This is a genomic window from Robbsia andropogonis, from assembly GCF_034047095.1.
GTDB classification, from domain to species: Bacteria; Pseudomonadota; Gammaproteobacteria; order Burkholderiales; family Burkholderiaceae; genus Robbsia; species Robbsia andropogonis.
The window spans coordinates 663,619-681,797 of the sequence record NZ_CP139164.1 but is presented as its reverse complement, the minus strand read 5'-3'; the positions used below and the strand labels follow the sequence as shown (position 1 = coordinate 681,797).

13 protein-coding genes are annotated in these 18,179 nt (G+C 61.3%); 8 read left to right on the top strand and 5 right to left on the bottom strand.

From position 1 onward, the window contains the following. Positions 1–113: 113 nt before the first annotated feature. Complete coding sequence (locus SJQ66_RS02890; RefSeq protein WP_024904007.1) at positions 114–1,178, bottom strand: hydroxyacid dehydrogenase; 1,065 nt, start codon at positions 1,176–1,178, stop codon at positions 114–116. Between the two features lie 392 nt (positions 1,179–1,570). Between SJQ66_RS02890 and hutG the strand changes: the two genes are divergently transcribed. Continuing rightward, complete coding sequence (gene hutG, locus SJQ66_RS02885) at positions 1,571–2,395, top strand: N-formylglutamate deformylase (protein ID WP_024904006.1); 825 nt, start codon at positions 1,571–1,573, stop codon at positions 2,393–2,395. A 62-nt stretch (positions 2,396–2,457) separates the two neighbouring features. Here the strand turns inward: hutG and SJQ66_RS02880 are convergent, their stop codons facing one another. The 4 genes from SJQ66_RS02880 to SJQ66_RS02865 form a co-directional block, all read right to left on the bottom strand. Then, a complete protein-coding gene (locus SJQ66_RS02880) occupies positions 2,458–3,702 on the bottom strand; it encodes a saccharopine dehydrogenase family protein (protein WP_024904005.1) in 1,245 nt (414 codons plus the stop codon). A 392-nt stretch (positions 3,703–4,094) separates the two neighbouring features. Next, entirely contained in the window at positions 4,095–4,352 is a 258-nt protein-coding gene (locus SJQ66_RS02875; protein WP_036010568.1) for a hypothetical protein, read from the bottom strand. Between the two features lie 49 nt (positions 4,353–4,401). After that, the gene (locus tag SJQ66_RS02870) at positions 4,402–4,848 is read right to left on the bottom strand and encodes an Lrp/AsnC family transcriptional regulator (protein WP_024904003.1); all 447 of its coding nucleotides are present in this window, start codon (positions 4,846–4,848) and stop codon (positions 4,402–4,404) included. 100 nt (positions 4,849–4,948) lie between these two features. After that, complete coding sequence (locus SJQ66_RS02865) at positions 4,949–8,707, bottom strand: DNA translocase FtsK (RefSeq protein WP_024904002.1); 3,759 nt, start codon at positions 8,705–8,707, stop codon at positions 4,949–4,951. A 454-nt stretch (positions 8,708–9,161) separates the two neighbouring features. On the opposite strand from SJQ66_RS02865, the gene SJQ66_RS02860 reads away from it, so the two are divergent. The 7 genes from SJQ66_RS02860 (at position 9,162) to SJQ66_RS02830 (ending at position 18,163) form a co-directional block, all read left to right on the top strand. Then, complete coding sequence (locus tag SJQ66_RS02860) at positions 9,162–10,433, top strand: dicarboxylate/amino acid:cation symporter (protein WP_024904001.1); 1,272 nt, start codon at positions 9,162–9,164, stop codon at positions 10,431–10,433. Beyond that, positions 10,361–12,571, top strand: a complete 2,211-nt coding sequence (locus tag SJQ66_RS02855) for a sensor histidine kinase (protein ID WP_236693416.1) — start codon at positions 10,361–10,363, stop codon at positions 12,569–12,571. The genes SJQ66_RS02860 and SJQ66_RS02855 overlap by 73 nt, the downstream gene beginning before the upstream one ends. 4 nt (positions 12,572–12,575) lie before the next feature. Beyond that, positions 12,576–13,916 (top strand): sigma-54-dependent transcriptional regulator, encoded by a 1,341-nt coding sequence (locus SJQ66_RS02850; protein WP_046152548.1) that lies wholly within the window; start codon positions 12,576–12,578, stop codon positions 13,914–13,916. Between the two features lie 207 nt (positions 13,917–14,123). Continuing rightward, a complete protein-coding gene (locus SJQ66_RS02845) occupies positions 14,124–14,450 on the top strand; it encodes a DUF3649 domain-containing protein (protein ID WP_024903998.1) in 327 nt (108 codons plus the stop codon). A gap of 29 nt (positions 14,451–14,479) precedes the next feature. Beyond that, complete coding sequence (locus tag SJQ66_RS02840; RefSeq protein ID WP_320533589.1) at positions 14,480–16,204, top strand: PepSY-associated TM helix domain-containing protein; 1,725 nt, start codon at positions 14,480–14,482, stop codon at positions 16,202–16,204. Then, positions 16,201–16,545, top strand: coding sequence for a DUF3325 domain-containing protein (locus SJQ66_RS02835; protein ID WP_024903996.1), 345 nt, complete (start codon positions 16,201–16,203; stop codon positions 16,543–16,545). The genes SJQ66_RS02840 and SJQ66_RS02835 overlap by 4 nt, the downstream gene beginning before the upstream one ends. Positions 16,546–16,660: 115 nt before the next feature. After that, entirely contained in the window at positions 16,661–18,163 is a 1,503-nt protein-coding gene (locus tag SJQ66_RS02830; RefSeq protein ID WP_046152496.1) for an MFS transporter, read from the top strand. Positions 18,164–18,179: the final 16 nt, after the last annotated feature.

Here is an 18,179-nt window from a genome sequence, read left to right as displayed (position 1 = left end):
GTTTGTCTGATTCGAATCCATCTTGCTTCGAGGAACGGAATCAGGCAATCAACGACAAAATTCCCCGGGGGTAAATTAAATTTGCCCTATAGCCTTGCAACGCGTCGAAGTTGTCATTTTCCCCAGCACGTGTCGGCACTGCCCACGTCTTGTCGAGGTGAGCCGGCAGCGCTTCGCGTGGCACGTCGATGCGCCCACACTTCCGGATTCACCAGATGTCGCGGCCGTTCGTCACGCAATACGGCGACAACCTGTTCTACGGCAACGGTAATCGTCGCGACCAATGCTTCCTGCGTGGCGCCACCGATGTGAGGGGCGCAAACAAGGTTGGTCTCGGGCGACAATGCAAGTAACGGTGAATCCGCAGGCGGCGGCTCCTGTTCGAAGACATCGAGACCCGCGCCGAACAGGCGTCCCATCCGCAACGCCTCCGCCAGAGCAGCTTCATCGATCAGCGTCCCGCGCGAGGTGTTGAGCAGAATGGCCGACGGCTTCATCAGCGCCAGCGTGGCGGCATTGATCATATGCACGGTATCCGCACGTGCGGGGCGATGCAGGCTGACGACGTCCGCACGCTCCAGCAGTTCCGGCAGCGTCTCGACCCATTCCATACCGTCGGTGGCAAGCTGCGCACGCCGCGTGGCATCCAGACTGGGAGACCAGACGCAAACGCGCATGCCGAAGCCATGACGCGCTATATTGGCAAACGCGCTGCCAATCGCCCCAAATCCGGCTATCCCAAGAACCTTGCCGTACAATTCATGCATGGTGTGCGAAAAACGGAACTGCCAGTCACCACTACGGCTGGCATGATGCGCTTGCGGCACCTTGCGCGCCACCGCGAGCAACAGCGCCATCGCATGTTCGGCAACGGATCGCCCATTCGCGCCCGGCGTGTTCGTCACCGCAATGCCGCAATGCGTGGCATGCGCGACATCCACTTTATTCGTACCCGCGCCATGGTTGCCGACGACCCGCAACCGCGGCGCGTGATCCAGAACCCATGCCGGCATCCCGGCATCGCGGGTAATGACGGCGTCGGCGTCGGCGATTTCCCCCGCGATACCGTGCATTGTCGTGGCGCTTGCCTGTCGTACCGCAATGCCCGCCGCCGCCAGTAATTCCCACCCGATGGGATGGACCGGTTGTGTAATCAGGCACGACCACCTCTCACGCATGATTCGGCGTTTCCTTGTTTTCAAGTAAATGCATCAAGTCAACAGCAGGCACGCCAGCAAATGCGCGCCTTTCTCAAAATCCGGGAACAGCATGCCTCGCTGGCAGGCGACGACGGCGTCGCCGCGAATGAATGGGGCAGCGATGACACGGGAGAGGAAGAAAGGGACATCGTTTCGTTGGGCGCTCCGATAAGGCGACGTAGTTGCGTTACGTTGTTTTTACGTAAGTGAGTAAGGGCGTGTTGCAGGGATGATAACGTCGAAGGACCGCTGCCGCGCACTAAAAACAAAATGCGTGCTTTGCCATTCAGATATTGTCGGATGCCGTCCTCCGTCGTCACCGGGTTATGATGCGCTATGCGATTTGCTCGTGCCACACCGTTTGAAAGCTCATGAAGACTGGCTATACGTTGCACCAAGGCGACAGCGCCTTGCTGATTTCCATTCCCCACGTGGGTACAACGATCCCGGAAGTGCTGAAGCCCGTATATTCGGCTGCCGGTCTGACGGTTCAAGACACCGACTGGCATCTGGATAGGTTGTACGATTTCGCCCGGGAGATGGGCGCCACGATATTGTGTGGGGAATACTCCCGCTATGTCATCGACCTGAACCGCCCGCGCAACGACGAAAGCCTCTACCCGGGAAAGGTCACCACCGGCCTGTGCCCGACGGAAACATTTCTTGGCGAGGACATCTACCTGCCAGGCCAGGCGCCCGACGCCGCGCAAAAAGCAGCGCGGGTGAACGAATATTGGCACCCGTATCACCATACCTTGATGCAGCAAATTACCCGTCTGCGCGAACGGCATCCACACATCGTGGTGTGGGAAGGACACTCGATCAAAAGCCATCTACCACGCCTGTTCGATGGCAAGCTATGGGATTTGAATCTGGGTACGGCCGATGGTCGTAGCGCGGCGACATCGGTATCCGATGCGGTGATGCACGCGGCGGGATCAGACGGTGCCTATACGTCGATACTGAACGGGCGCTTCAAGGGCGGCTACATCACACGCCATTACGGCAAGCCTGACCAGGGTGTGCACACGGTGCAGTTGGAGAAATGCTGGTCGACCTACATGCACGAAGACGCACCCTATGACTACGCGCCCGCCATCGCGGCACGCCTGCAACCGCTGCTGCGCAAAATGTTGCAGGCCGCCGTCGACGCCTTGCCGACAACGCACGTGCCGCCACCGGCCTATCCGGACTGATGCCGGAAAAGGCAGCTGTGCAAAGGGGATGGAGAGAGGACATCGGTGGACGCGCGCCAAGTCTATGCGGCAAAGCACGTGATACCTTCATGGCTTCCCGTGATGGCTGCAGTGGCCGTCCGATTGCCGTCACTCGCCGCCATATTCACGCCATTGTTCGCCGCGCGCATATCGTTGCCGATACTCGCAAGATCGTAGGCGGCACCGAATCGATTCGCGAGGAACACGTCCAGATCGACCTGCTCTTGCGCAATGAAACCCGATTGTGGCAATAGTTTTCGCCGGAAAAGATCCACCGCCGCGCAGACACCCGCCGCGGTCGTGATCTGGATGGCGCTCATCGAATGACCCGATGGCGCATCGGTGCTCACCGCCGTCGCGCCCGAACCAAACCATCCCTCCTGGCAATGCCGCGCGACGATCTTGCGCGTAAAGATCTGCTCCATGTAACGCCCGTTGCGTATTCCATTGACCGCCACGAAGACCAGCACGATATCCTGCTCGGTTGCCGGCACCGCGTCCTGCAATAGCGCCTTCAATGCCGCCGGTTTTTGCGACAGCTTCATATCGTCCAACAAGAAGCGCATCAATGCGCAATGTCCAGGGTAGCGAACTGATTTATAGTCGAGCGTCCGGACCTTGCCCGCAAGCGTTTCGCAAAGCGTTCCGAGTCCGCCTGACGTGTTGAAGGCTTCGTATTCCACGCCATCGAGCGAAAAATGCTCCAGCCCTTCCATCGGTGCCGCGTCGGTCAGGATGCCATCGCGAATGGCTGCACACGGGTGCCGATATTCGTTGATCAGCCCGTCTATGCTCCACGTGAGGTTGTATTTCAACGCGTTGGTCGGAAACTGCGGCAACGCGCCGACGCGCATCTTGATATCGTGCACCACATCGAATCGACGACTCAAGCTGTGCGCCGCGATGCCGATAAAGCCGGGTGCCAGTCCGCATTGCGGCATGAAGGCGGTCGTCGCATCACGCGCAAGCGCACGAATGGCGCGGGTCGCCTGCACGTCCTCGGTAAGATCGAAGTAGTGCGCACCCGCTGCCGCCGCCGCGTGCGCGGCGGTGATCGCCAAGGAAAACGGCAACGCATTGATAACGGCGTCGTGCTCTCGCGCAAAGCCCGTCACCGCGGTTCCATCCGAAACGTCGATTACCGTCGTGCCGACGTTGGTGTCCGCGAACGCGCCCAAGGCCGTCTCATCCCGGTCCGCCACCGTCACCTGATAGTCACCGCTGTCCTGCAGCAACCGCGCAATCGTCATGCCGATGTGGCCCGCGCCCAACAATGCGATCTTCATGGCGTTCTCCATTTTTCGGGTCAAGGAGTGATGAAGCCTGTATAGGACCGACTTACGGGCCGACACGACTGGATGACTTCATTCTACGGAGAAACATTGACGGAAAAAATGCTGAAATTGACGAATAGACGAGTACTTCTCGCCATTTCGACGACTAACATCGACGTTTTGTCAGAAACGGATCGAAATTCGTCAATTGATCGATGTCTTGCTGTGCCGCCGACAGAACAAGACGATATTGATCGGCGAGGCAAAACGGGTAGTCATTGGAAAGAAAATAGGCGCACGGAATACGCTCGAACGAGCGACCGGTTTACATCGTGAAGCGTGTTTCCGGGCCGGCTGCGCCAGCAGTGCGACGCGACGGTCGCCGGGAAAAACAGCGGGGGCGTTCAGCGGCGCGTACGAAGCTGTTCCATCAACTCGGCAGTGACACGCGACGCAGGTCCCGGACGCTCCATCCGCGCATCCATGCCTTTTTCAAACAAGGTCGCCCCGACGTTCAGCAGACACTGGACGTCTTCGAGGGAAAGCTTGTCTTTATTCTCGGCGATCCAGGTCGCAAGATCGGAGATTGCATCATCGACCAAAGGCGCCTGATCGTTTGCGAAGCGGCGCTCGAACATCCTGATTACATCGAATGGGGTCATGCTCTGGCCTCCTGCATCTTCTTCCTAGCGTAGCACAGCGAAGCCCGTATTAACGCTCGATCTTTCGCGCCAGGATAATCGAGGTCGTCGTGCGAGCCACGCCTTCGATTTCCGCGATGTTGTCCAGCAGGGTGTCAAGCCTTTCCGGTGAACCGGCACGCACCCAAGCCACATAGTCGAACTCACCGCTCACCGCGCAGAGCAGCGTAATTTCCGGCATCCGCTCAAGCTGTTTCAACACATTCCGGCCGGACTTCGCCTGTACGACGATGCCTACATGCGCTTGCAGTGCGTGGACGTCGATATCCTTTCCCAAACGCACCCCATACCCCGCAATGATGCCATGACGTTCCAGACGGGTGATACGCGACAACACCGTGGTGCGCGCGACACCCAGCTTGCGCCCCAGGTCAGCAGCGGATTCCCGTGCATTGGCCTGCAGCAGGGACAGCAGTCCGAGATCGATGTCGTCCAATTCGTCGAAGCGCAAACTCATCGCGCGCAACCTTTCAAGATCACACCTGGGACCGTACGAGGCGGGCCGGCATCCCGCATGCCGTAAGGTGCGTCGCGCAACGCGATGCGCGGGACAGGCGTCATGCCGACCCCTCCGGCACCAGCACGTCGCGGCTGCCGTTATGACCCATAGACGACACGATCCCCGCGCTCTCCATCTGCTCGACGAGCCGAGCGGCGCGGTTATAGCCAATCCGCAGTTGCCGCTGCACTGCCGAGATCGAGGCCTTGCGCGAACGGATGACGAAGGCGACCGCTTCATCGTACAGCGGGTCCGCCTCGGTATCGCCGGTACCGCTTTCCCCGTCGCCGGACGCGCCCTCCGTGCCAGGCCCTTCGAGAATGCTGTCCTCGTAATTGGCCTCGCCGAACTGTTTCAGATATTCGACGACACGATGCACTTCCTCGTCCGCGACGAACGCGCCATGCACACGCTGCGGGTCACCACTTCCCGGCGGCAAGAACAACATATCGCCCTGCCCGAGCAGACTCTCGGCCCCCATTTGATCGAGGATCGTCCGCGAATCAATCTTCGACGAGACCTGGAACGCCACACGGGTAGGAATGTTGGCCTTGATCAGCCCCGTGATGACGTCGACCGAAGGACGCTGGGTCGCCAGCACGAGGTGGATACCGGATGCCCGTGCCTTTTGCGCGAGACGGGCGATCAACTCCTCGACCTTTTTGCCGGCGACCATCATCAGATCCGCCAGCTCATCGATGACGACGACGATCATCGGCAGCGGCGGCAACGGTTCGGGGGCATCAGGCGTCAACGAGAAAGGATTCTTCACGCGATTCCCAGAGGCGATACCGGCCCGGATCTTCTGGTTGTACCCCGCCAGATTACGCACCCCGACCGCTGACATGAGACGATAGCGCTTCTCCATTTCCCCCACGCACCAGTTGAGCGCGTTGGCGGCCAGCTTCATATCGGTGACCACGGGCGCGAGCAAATGCGGAATACCCTCGTACACCGAGAGTTCCAGCATCTTCGGATCGATCATGATCATCCGCAATGCTTCAGGCGTCGCCCTGTACAGCAGCGACAGAATCATCGCGTTGACGGCCACCGATTTACCCGAACCGGTCGTACCGGCCACGAGCATATGCGGCGCCCGGGCCAGGTCCACGACGACCGGCGCCCCGGTGATGTCCTTTCCCATGGCAATTGCCAACGGCGAATCATGCCGCTGGTAAACATCGGCGGCGAGGATTTCCGACAAGCGAATCATCTGACGCCGTGTATTCGGTAATTCGAGACCCATGCAGGTCTTGCCAGGGATGGTCTCCACCACGCGGATGGATGTCAGTCCCAGACCGCGTGACAGATCCTTCATCAGATTGACGATTTGGCTGCCGCGCACGCCCGTTGCCGGCTCGACCTCGAAACGCGTGATGACCGGTCCGGCGGAGGCACCGACCACGGTCACCGGCACCTTGAATTCGCGCAAGCGCTGTTCGATCAGTTGCGCCGTCTCATGCAACGTTTCATCGGACGCCTGTTCGACCGCTTCGGCCGGTGCTTCCAATAGGTCCAGTCCCGGCAATTCCACCCGTGGCGCTTCCGGCAACAGGCTCGAAAAAGCATCGATCGTCGCAGCGCGCGGCGCTGGATCTGCTGCAGGCGCGGCAGGTAAGACCGCCGCACCATTCGTGGACAGCCCGCCACGCGCCGCCAATGCCGCTGCATTGGCGGCCTGAATAGCCGCCGCATCGAACGAGGCGGCATTGACAGCCTCAGGCAGTCCGCCTCGGGCGGCAAGGGCCGGCGTCAACGCCGCTCTATTTTCAAGGTCGGCGTCGCCACGCTCTTCGTCATGCGCTTCGCCGGCAGGACGCACCACGCGCGCGATGCCAGGCGCCGCCGCGGCAACACGGCCTCGCCAATCGGTCGCGCCGGGATCGCTCGCGAGGGAAGCTGCCGCATCGACAACCCCGGTGACATCCAACGCAGTGTCAACATCAGGTGCGGCAGGAACGTCCGGCTCATCCCGCGGTGGCACGTCGATGCGCGTATCGGTGGACGCGCGCGACATCGTTACCTCGGGGTCGGACGAGCGCGGTGCGAACACCTGGCTCACAGGCTCGGGTATAGACAGCGGTCGACTGACAGCGTCCGATTCGCGTGGATTTTCCCAATCACCGTGCGCATCGTCGGATGCCGCATCGGCTGTTGTCGGCGCTATCGCGGACGTCGGCACCTCTGACGAACGCAAATAAGACGAGCCGGTCGGCGTCGACGTTGGAACAGATCCGGCGAGCGGCGAGGGCGATACATTGACAGGCGACGCCCTGGCAGGAGCCGATGCGCTCCCAGCCCGCTCGGACGATGACACCGTCGGCTCATCATCCGGCGGACTGATCCAGACGTATGGCACGCGCGCATCGGCCTCGTCCCCGTCCGAAGAGAATGGCGCCGACGCACCGACCGTCATGCTGCCAAAACCAGGCTCACGTTTCTGATCTGGCCGTGCGGCAACCGTGTCCCCGGCTGCGGCATGCGGCGCAACCGCGGACACATTCTCACGGATCGTTGCATCCACGGGCCGCACCCCTCCTGCTTCGGACCCTGTACTCACAGCAGGCACGGTACCTTTCCGGAACGCCGTGACGCCGTCCTGGTGGACCATGATCGGTGGACGCCAGGTGGGCTCACGTCGTACTTCGGCGGATAATGGGACACCCGCCACGGCCGACTGGGCGGTGGTCGGCCCCATGGATGAACGCGATGGCACCCCAAGCCCGGGCAGCACGCGGCCTGATGCGTCGACCGGCCCGCCCACGGCCTTGCCGTTTGCCACACTGGCGTTCCCGACAGTCGCTAGCGTCGTCGGCTTGCCCACCAGCGATTTCGCCTTCGACGTCCCGGACTCGGACGACTTGCCGGCATCTGCCCGCATACCGCTTCCCGGTGGCGTGAAATGCGCAGGCGCGGCCGCGCGTTGCGGTTCGCCGTATCGGCTTACGGCGGGGTTCGATGGCAACGGCATCGGTTGCATCGATGTGAGTGTCGCCGCACCATACCCATTACGTGCACCATGCTTCACCGCCTGACCTCGCGCGGCCGTGGCGCCTGGTGCCCACGGTTGCAATTTGCTCGCACCGGTACGACGCCCCGCGGCATCCTTGCCCCGCGCCGACTGCTGTGCCGCGCGACGCCAGTCATACACGCCCGGCGGAACCGGCGATGCAACCGTGCGCCCGCCCGACGACGCGGTCGATCCCACGGTGCCGCTATCAAAGCCGCCATGCTTGGTGCTAGCGCCAAACACCCCGAGACTTTTCGAACCGGACAATGCCGTTGATCCAACGCCGATAGGAGGCATATTTGCAGTTGTGGCGGCTGCCATCCCAATGCCGGCAGCCCCCCTTCCCGCGGCGCGCGCACCATGCGGGGACGGGTGCTCCCTCTCCGAATCCCCCCCACCGCGCTCAGCCCATGCCTGCACGCCCGCCGGCGCCCCGATGCCTAGCGAGCCAGCTAAACGCACGATCGCGGTCGCTGTACGACGCCACCCCAAACCGAGAGACCAAGGCAGCATGGTGATCCAGACTCCGAGACTGACGGCAAGCGCCCCGGGGCGGCTTAATACGATGCTGAGCCAGACAGCACCGCCCTGGCCGACCGATCCGGCACCGGGACCGCGCAACAAGCCATCGACGATACTGGCGCTGAGTACCGTGAGGATCAGCGTCGACGCGAGGCGTATCACTGCAGCGGCGCCATAGCGCGCATCGCCGCGCATGGCACCCAGGATAAAACGACCCAGATGCCATAGGAACGGCAGGAAAAACACGGCGGATAGGCCAAAAAGACCAAGAACGACTTTGAACATGCGACAGAGAGACGTAGCGGAAGACGCGGCAACCATGTGACGGTGGGCGACGGGACCGCGAGGCAGCACGAAGGTGCGCAGCAACACGAACAGCGAGTTTACCCGTTTGGCTCTCGTTTGACTTCCGACCCGTGGAGAAATTGTCGGACGCACCTGATTGCCGAAGCAGTTACATTTTCCGACTTTCCAGAACCAATCATCGATGGATTTCCGAAAAACCGTAAAAAAAGTGGCATTTATGCATTAAATGTTCGATGTGACAAGGGTTTAGCCCGATTCGTGAAATACCATAACGTTTGTTCAAATAGCGCCGCGCCATTGGGTAATGCGGTTTTTTGGGACAACGCCCCCATGGCCCGTTCCATTCAGTGGCAGCGCCCGAAACGCAGCGGCAACCGGGGAACCATCCGGACGCGCGGTGGACTCAGCGCCTATTGACCTCATTGGAGTTGTCGTGAAACAACCGTTCTACAAAGTCCTGTATGTCCAGGTACTGGTCGCCATCGTGATCGGCATCCTGCTGGGCCATTATTCACCCAACCTGGCCGTTGATATGAAGCCGCTCGGGGACGGTTTCATCAAACTGATCAAGATGATCATTGGTCCCGTGATCTTCTGTACGGTTGTGACCGGTATTGCCGGCATGCGCGACATGAAGAAAGTCGGTCGCGTCGGTGGTAAGGCCTTGCTGTACTTCGAAGTGGTCTCTACCTTCGCCTTGGTGATCGGCCTGGCGGCAACGCACATCCTGCGCCCAGGCGTTGGCTTCAACGTCGATCCGAAGACGATCGATGGCGCGGCGGTGGCTTCCTATGCGGCCAAGGCGCATGGCCAAACCACGACGGACTTCCTCCTGCACATCATCCCCGACACCCTGGTATCGGCGTTCTCACAAGGTGAGGTGCTGCAAATCCTGCTGGTGGCCATCCTGTTCGGCAGCGCACTCGCGGCGGCAGGCGAAAAGGGACATGCCTTGACCGAACTGGTCGAGAAGTTTTCGGCCGTTTTCTTCGGCATCGTCCGTATCATTACGAAAGTCGCCCCGATCGGTGCATTCGGCGCAATGGCGTTCACGATCGGCAAATACGGCGTGGCGTCGCTGATCCCGATGCTGAAGCTGATGGGCACGTTCTACCTGACATCGATACTGTTCGTACTGGTCGTGCTGGGTGCGATTGCGCGCGCCGTCGGTTTCAGCGTGATACGCTTCGTTGCGTATATCAAGGAAGAAATGCTGATCGTGCTGGGCACGAGCTCGTCGGAAGCGGCGTTGCCGCAACTGATGCAGAAACTCGAACGCCTGGGCTGTTCACGCTCGGTCGTCGGCTTGGTGGTGCCCACCGGCTACTCGTTCAACCTGGATGGCACCAACATCTACATGACGATGGCCGTGCTGTTCATCGCACAGGCGACAAACACCGATCTGAGCTGGGGCCAGCAGTTGACGCTGCTCGCGGTGACGATGCTGACCTCCAAGGGCGCCAGCGGAGTCACCGGCGCAGGCTTCATCACCTTGGCCGCAACGCTCGCCGTGGTGCCGACCATCCCGCTGTCCGGCATGGTACTGATCCTCGGTATCGATCGCTTCATGAGTGAGTGCCGCGCGTTGACGAACATCGTCGGCAACGGGGTGGCAACGATCGTCGTATCGGCATGGGAAAAGGAACTGGACCGCGAGACATTGAATCGGGAACTGAAGCACGAAACGGCGACACAGCGCGCCTGACGCCTGCCGACCCTTCCGTGGTCGATGACGCCGGAACGGCGTCGGCGCCGGGTGGGCGCCCTCCTTTGACGTCCATCGCCATGCGCCCGTCCTCCTCTCCTGAAAGCGCCGGCTTGCCGGTGCCCTTCATCCGGTCTCGCGCACCGCAGCGCCGTTTCCACATCACTGTCCTGCTGGTGCTGCTGCTCCTGCTGGCGGTAGCGTGCACGGCAACGTGGTCGATCAGTTGGCACCGCGGCATCGATGCATTGCGCGAGCGCGCGACGTTCCGCGCGGAGCGCGTCAACGCCAACCTGAAGGCGACACTGGACCGGTACGCGCTACTGCCTTATCTCGTTTCCACGCACCCGTATATTGAGACACTGCTTGCCAGTCCGCCGGGCAGTCCCGCCAGGCAGGCGGCGGTCGCGCGTGCCAATGCTTTCCTAAAGCGGGTGAATCACGAAGCGAAGGCCAACGCGACGTATGTGATCGACGCCAGCGGCGTGTGCGTCACGGCGAGCAATTGGGACCAGCCCAACGGATTCATCGGCTTGCACTACACTTTCCGCCCCTATTTCACCGATGCACTGAAGGGGCGCACCGGTCGCTTCTTCGCCATCGGCACGAGCAATGGCGAACCCGGTTATTACGTGTCGCAACCTATCCGGGCGCCCAGCGCGTCAGTCGACCCCGACGACGCGCACAGCGGACCGATCCTCGGCGTGGCGGCGGTGAAACTGGATCTCCAGTGGTTCGAGCAGACTGATACACAGGATCCCTTGATCGCAACCGATGAACACGGCGTGATTTTCCTGTCATCGGAACCGGACTGGAAATACCATACCGTGCAACCCCTCAGCACGCCGATCCGCGAGTCCATCAGGATGTCACGACAATACGCAACGCAACCCTTACCGGCGCTGCCAGTTGTCGTCGACCGCGTCCTGAGCAACGACACCGAGTTGGTCCATATCGGCCCGAACGCCCGCTATCTGGCGAGCCGGAGCCGCCTGGCCGAGCCGCATTGGGAGTTGACCACGTTCACGTCGCTGGACCCGGTCATCGCGAACGCGAACGATGCGACGGTGATCACCGCGTTCAGTGGCATCTGCCTTTACTTGCTGGGTTTCTATTTGCACATCCGCCGGGCGCGCGTGCGGGACATGATACGCAGCGGGACCCTGCTGCGTGCGGCCTATGCAGAGTTGAACCGACGTGTAGCCGAACGTACCGCCGACCTTTCGGCCGCGAACGCGCTATTGCAGACGGAAGTCTCCGAGCGTACGCGCGCCGAACAGGAACTGCGCAGTGCGCATCGCGAGCTGATGCAGACCAGCAAACTCGCCGCCCTTGGGCAGATGGCGGCGGGCATTACCCACGAACTTAACCAGCCGCTGGCGGCGTTGCGGACATTCTCCGACAACACGCAAATCTTGTTGCAACGAGGCCAGCAAGAAGCGGCGCAAGAGAATCTGCGCGCGATTGGCGCGCTGACGGAACGGATGGGGCGCATCACCAATCAACTGAAACTGTTCATCACGAAAGCGCGACCGCGCGACACGAGCGCGCCGCTACCGCGCGCGATCGCCAATGCGTTGATGTTGCTAGAGGCACGGCTGCAAACCGTGCGGGTGAGCGTCTGGTACGATCCGGTGTGCGTGCTCGACGATCACGCTCCGCACACGCCGGTCATTCATGACGGCCTCATGCCGCTACCGCTCGACACCCGTCATGGTGAAGCGCAATCGGGCGCCCCGGACTGGGTTGCACGTTGCGACCAGTTACGGCTGGAACAACTGCTGATCAATGTAATAGGCAACGCGGTGGATGCACTACGCGGTCACCCCGATCCATCGATCGATATCGTCACGACAATCACCCCGGCACATGTGCGGATCGTTATTCAAGATAATGGACCTGGCATCGATGACGAACACTTGCCGCATTTGTTCGAACCGTTCTACACCACCAAGGAGAACGGTGAAGGCATGGGATTAGGGCTGGCCATCTGCGCCGCCATTGCCTCCGAGCACGGCGGCACATTGCATGCCTCGAATCGGCCGGCCAATCAACACGGTGGCGACATGCACGGCGCGATTTTTGTACTGACACTGCGGCGTGTCGTCGATGTGGCCGATGCCCCCGATACCAAGTGAAATGATGCAAGACGGTCTGACAGTACTATTTGTGGAAGACGACGAGTTCGTTCGCCGAGCCAATATGCAGAGCCTGCAATTGGCCGGCTTCGACGTCAGCGGTTTCGCCAATGCGGAAAGCGCGCTGGCGCGCATCGACGCGACCTTGGCCGGCATCGTCGTTTGTGACGTCAAACTTCCCGGACTCAGTGGGCTGGACTTGTTGGCGGCATGCCGTGAACGGGCACCGGATGTCCCGGTGATCCTTGTCACCGGCCATGGCGATATCACCATGGCCGTACAGGCGATGCGTGACGGAGCCTACGATTTCATCGAAAAACCGTTCTCTGCCGAGCGGCTTGTCGAAACGGTCCGGCGCGCACTGGCGCACCGACAGCTATGGCTTGAAAATCAGGCCCTGCGCCGTCAATTGATGGTCAACGATCCCGTCGGTGCTCGGCTGGTGGGACAAAGCATTGCCATGACCCGCGTGCGGGAATTGATCGCCAATGTAGCGGACACCGATGTCCCCGTGCTCATACAGGGTGACACCGGCACGGGCAAGGAGGTGGTCGCGCGGCGATTGCACGCGCTATCGCCGCGGGCGGAACGCCCGTTTATCGCACTGAACTGCGGCGCGTTGCCCGAAGCGCTATTTGAAACCGAGATGTTCGGCTATGAGCCTGGCGCGTTTCAAGGTGCGGTGCGGCGGCGCATCGGCAAGCTCGAACACGCCTCCGGCGGTACGCTTTTTCTCGATGAAATCGAAAGCATGTCTCCCGCATCGCAGGTCAAGCTGCTGCGGGTATTGGAAGACGGCCTGATCGAACGGCTGGGCGCGAACGATCCGATACGCGTGGATTGCCGCATCATCGCCGCGGCCAAAGGCGACATGGCAACGCTTGTGGCCACGGGCACATTCCGCAGCGATCTGCTGTATCGATTGAACGTGGTAACGATTCCCTTGCCGTCCCTGAACGCGCGGCGCGACGATATCGGCCCCCTGTTCGACTATTTCGTGCTGGAGGCAGCGGTGCGCTACCAAAGGCCCGTTCCGGTGGCCGCCGAACAACGACGCGCAGGCTTGATCCAGCGGGACTGGCCTGGCAATGTGCGCGAGTTGCGCAACGCGGCGGAACGTTTCGTATTGGGTATTCCGGACGGACCGACCACCGATGCCGCGCAAGATCCGGCCTTGTCCTTGAAAGAGCGCACCGAGATGTTCGAAAGTGCTGTTATCGCCGACGCGTTGCGTGAAAACAAGGGCTCGGTCAGCGCCACTGCCGCCGCCCTGCAGTTACCGAAAGCCACACTGTACGAAAAGCTGAAGCGCTACAGCCTTCAGGCCAAGGGGGATACGGGCTGAATGGTGCTGCGGCGGCATTCCGCTTGCAACACCCACGGGACCATTCGCCAGGGCACGGCGAGGACGACGATTTCGCGGCCTCTGGTCGCATCACGTCGCCTTTTACTTGATCGCACCACGTCAAACGGTAATAATTCTCATTTTCTTATACAGCAACCCTGGCCTGCGGTCGGCCGGTGCTGCCATCTCGCCAGGAGTCGGATCGCCTTGTCCCAATCTCGCCCGTCCACCGGCCGCCCCCCGCCGTCCACGCGTCCGGCCGGCATCACGCCGCACTATCGTATCGGCGTGGTGGCACGCATGATCGCTGCGGTCGGTGGCGGATACGCCATTGCCGCGCTGAGCGCCGCGTGCCTTGCCCATTGGGGCGGGTTGCCGCGCGGCGATGCCGTTGCATTGGGGATGGTCGCGAGTTTCGCCGTGATGGCCTGCGTCGTCGTCTGCGTATTTGCAGCCCGATCTGCCGCACGTGCCTGCGTAGGCGTGGTGGTCGCGTGCGCCCTGTTGTTCGCGCTGTTGCACCTGCTCCGATGACCCATGATGCATCAACGGCGCGACCCGCGATGAGCAAGAAACCGAAAGCGGCAGCGGCCGCCGGCGGAGAAAAGCCACGCGGCTTCCGGCAATCGATGGCCTGGCTACATACCTGGGCCGGGTTGCTCGTGGGGTGGATATTGTTCACCGTATTCGCCTTGGGTACGGCGTCGTATTACCGCACGACCATCACGAACTGGATGCAACCCGAGCGACTGCTGCCGGCAACCACGCCGGTGCATGGCGACCCGGTCACGTCGACTGCCGATAGTCATGTCACGCGACCGATGAACCAGCAGGCACAACTGCAGGTGACCACGCAAGCAACGCGCTGGCTCACCCGTCACGCCGCCGCCGCGACGCGCTGGACGATTGCCCTGCCGGGTAGCGGCGTGACCAACGCCACCGTGTCATGGGAAGGCCCTGACGGCTATCATTCCCGCATCCTTCCGGGCGTCAATGGGCTGACGCCGCGCCAAACGGAAGGTGGGGATTTTTTCTATGACTTCCACTTCCAGTTGCATTACCTGCCCATCGGTGTTGCCCGTTGGATCATCGGCATCTGCGCGATGTTCATGCTGGTTGCCATTATCAGCGGCATTGTCACGCACCGACGCATCTTCGTCGACTTCTTCACGTTTCGGCCGCGTAAGGGACAACGCTCCTGGCTCGATGCACACAATGTGACGGGAGTGCTGGCGCTGCCCTATCACCTGATGATTACCTATACTGGCTTGGCAACATTGATGACGATGCTGATGCCGTGGGGGCTGCAAGAGCGCTATGCGGCGCAAGACGGCATGCTTCCGTTCTATAGCGAGGCCTACGACTTCAGGTTGGCCGGCAAGGCATCCGGACAGGCCACGCCGCTGCCGCCAATCGCGCCGCTGTTGGAACACGCCATGACGCGCTTCGGCGAGCACGAGGCCGCGACGATAGTCATCGACAACCCCGGTGACGCCGCCGCACAAATCAAAGTCAGTCGCGGCAGTGACGCTCGCCTGTCGGCCGCTCCCCAATCCATCACGTTCGATGTCCACGGCAAGACGGTGACCACGTATGACGCTGACAACGCCGTGGCCGACACGGTGGGCGTCATGTATGGCCTCCACGAAGCGCGGTTCGCATCACCGGGGCTACGCGCGGTGTTCTTCCTGTCGGGTCTGGCCGGTACATTGATGGTCGCCAGCGGGCTGATCATATGGACCAACAAGCAGCGTCAGAAACGCCTGTCGCACGGCAATCGTTTTCACCTCGGGCTGTGGTTCGTGGAACGGCTGAATCTTGCCACGATCGGAGGGTTGCCCCTGGCCATGGCCGGCTTCTTCTATGCCAATCGGTTGATTCCGGCGCTGCAAGCGCATCGGGCCGCACTGGAAATCCAGGCGTTCTTTGCGGTCTGGGCCGTTGCCGCAATGCATGCCTTTCTATGTCGCGGCCGCGCTGGATGGATCATGCAAAGCGTTGCAGGTGCCATGGCGTTCACGTTGCTACCGGTCATTGATCGCTTGACCGTCGGTGCCTGGGTCATGCCAGGCTTCGATATCGCGCTGCTGGCTGCCGCGGCGGTGCTTGGTGCCATGGCATGGTTCCTGGTCAAAAAATCATCCGGACCGGACCTAGACCGCATGGCACGTGCCAATCAAACCGATCGCCACGAGACGTTATCAGGCCCTAACGCAACCGAAGGCCGGCGGCCCGCAAGCTCGGCACTCCCCCATTTACCGGCGCGCTCCGCGTCCGAATCACGATGAACGACGCCATCGCGCTCGCCCTGGCCCTGACACCCGCCATTGGCGGGTTTGCCGTATTGAGCATGACGATGAGCCGCCACCAGGAAACCTTGACCGGCACCACGCTGCGCAGGCCGGTCAACCGTACCCTGCAAGCCGTGGCCTCGATCCTGCTCTGTCTCGCGCTGGCGGCCTGCATCCGGCATTGGGGCGGCCCGATCGGCGTAGTGGCATGGCTGGGGGTCCTGACCGCCGCCGCGCAAGCGCTTGTCCTCGTACTGCGCTACGTGCCTCGCATAGCGCTTCATCTCGCCTGGCTATTGCCGATCTCAGGCGCCATCATATGGCTGGCCGTCCGTTGATCCACCGTTCGTCGTCCCGATGAAATCGGGTCTGGTATCCGTATAAGGCTTTGCTATACTCCCGCTGCATGCCAGCCTTACAGAAACGGCGTGCATCCCGGAGACATCAACGATCATGGGTTCGCCCAACCAGACATCCGGTGCGGAACACGCACCCGGCACCGCGCATTCGCGCGAGACGCCAGAAGTTTCGCCTTCTGTTCACGTATCGGCATCCCAGCCGGGGCAAGACCAGCATCATGCGGCGGTTGCGGCCAGCCTTCTATCCGCGCGCCTGGATCGCCTGCCGGCCACGCGAACCATATGGCGTTTCGTCGTGCTGCTCAGTCTCGGTTTCTTTTTTGAGATGTACGACCTGCTGTTCACCGGGTATATCGCCCCAGGGATTGTCAAGAGCGGCATACTTTCCGCCACCACACCCGGCTTGTTCGGCAATAACGGCGTGGCAGGCTTTATCGCGGCGTTGTTTTCGGGACTGTTTATCGGCACCATCGCGTGCGGGTTTCTCGCCGACCGTTTTGGTCGTCGTGCCGTCTTCACCGGGTCGTTGCTCTGGTACAGCGTGGCCAATGTCGTCATGGCCTTCCAGGACACGGCATTGGGCCTGAACCTGTGGCGCTTCATCGCCGGCATTGGCATTGGCGTCGAGCTGGTGACCATCGGCACCTATATCGCGGAACTGGTACCCAAGCAGATCCGTGGCCGTGCATTCGCCTGCGAGCAGGCGATCGGCTTTGTCGCGGTGCCATGCGCGGCGATCTTGACCTACCTGCTGTCCGAGGTGCACTTCCTCGGGCTGGAAGGCTGGCGCTGGGTCGTGCTCATCGGCGCCCATGGCGCGATGTTCATCTGGTGGATTCGACGTCAACTGCCGGAAAGTCCACGTTGGCTCGCCCTGAAAGGCCGTACGGCGGAAGCCGAGCGCATCGTTGCCGATCTGGAGACCCGGGTAGCCAGCGAATATGGCAAGCCGTTACCGCCGCCATTGGCCCCGGAACCGGTGGGCGAACGCAAACGCTTCCGCGATATCCTGCAAGGCGTCTATCGCAAACGTACGACGATGCTGGTGCTATGCAATGTATTCCAGACCGTGGGGTACTTTGGTTTTGCCAATTGGCTGCCAACGCTACTGATCTCGCATGGCGTGACAGTCACGCGTAGTCTTGCCTATTCGAGCATTATCGCCGTGGCCGCGCCCATCGGCCCGATGATCGGGCTATGGATGGGAGATCGCTTCGAACGCAAGAGCATGATCGTGTTCATGGCGGGTGCGATCATGGTGTGCGGACTGCTGTTCAGCCAGGTCACCGGTAGCGTGCCGTTGATCGTGACCGGCGTATTGATCACGCTGGCGTGCAATATGATGTCGTTCAATCTGCATGCCTACCAAACCGAATTGTACCCAACCGCAATTCGTGCCCAGGCAGTGGGTTTCGTGTACTCGTGGAGCCGGTTCTCGGCAATCTTCACGGCGTTCGCCATCTCCGCCATCTTGCACGGCTTCGGCGTTGTGGGTGTTTTTGCCTTTATCGCTGCTGCCATGCTGATCGTGATGCTCGTGATCGGTCTGATGGGGCCCAGAACCCGCGACATTGCGCTGGAAAAAATCTCGCACTAAGCAATCAACAGCGTGG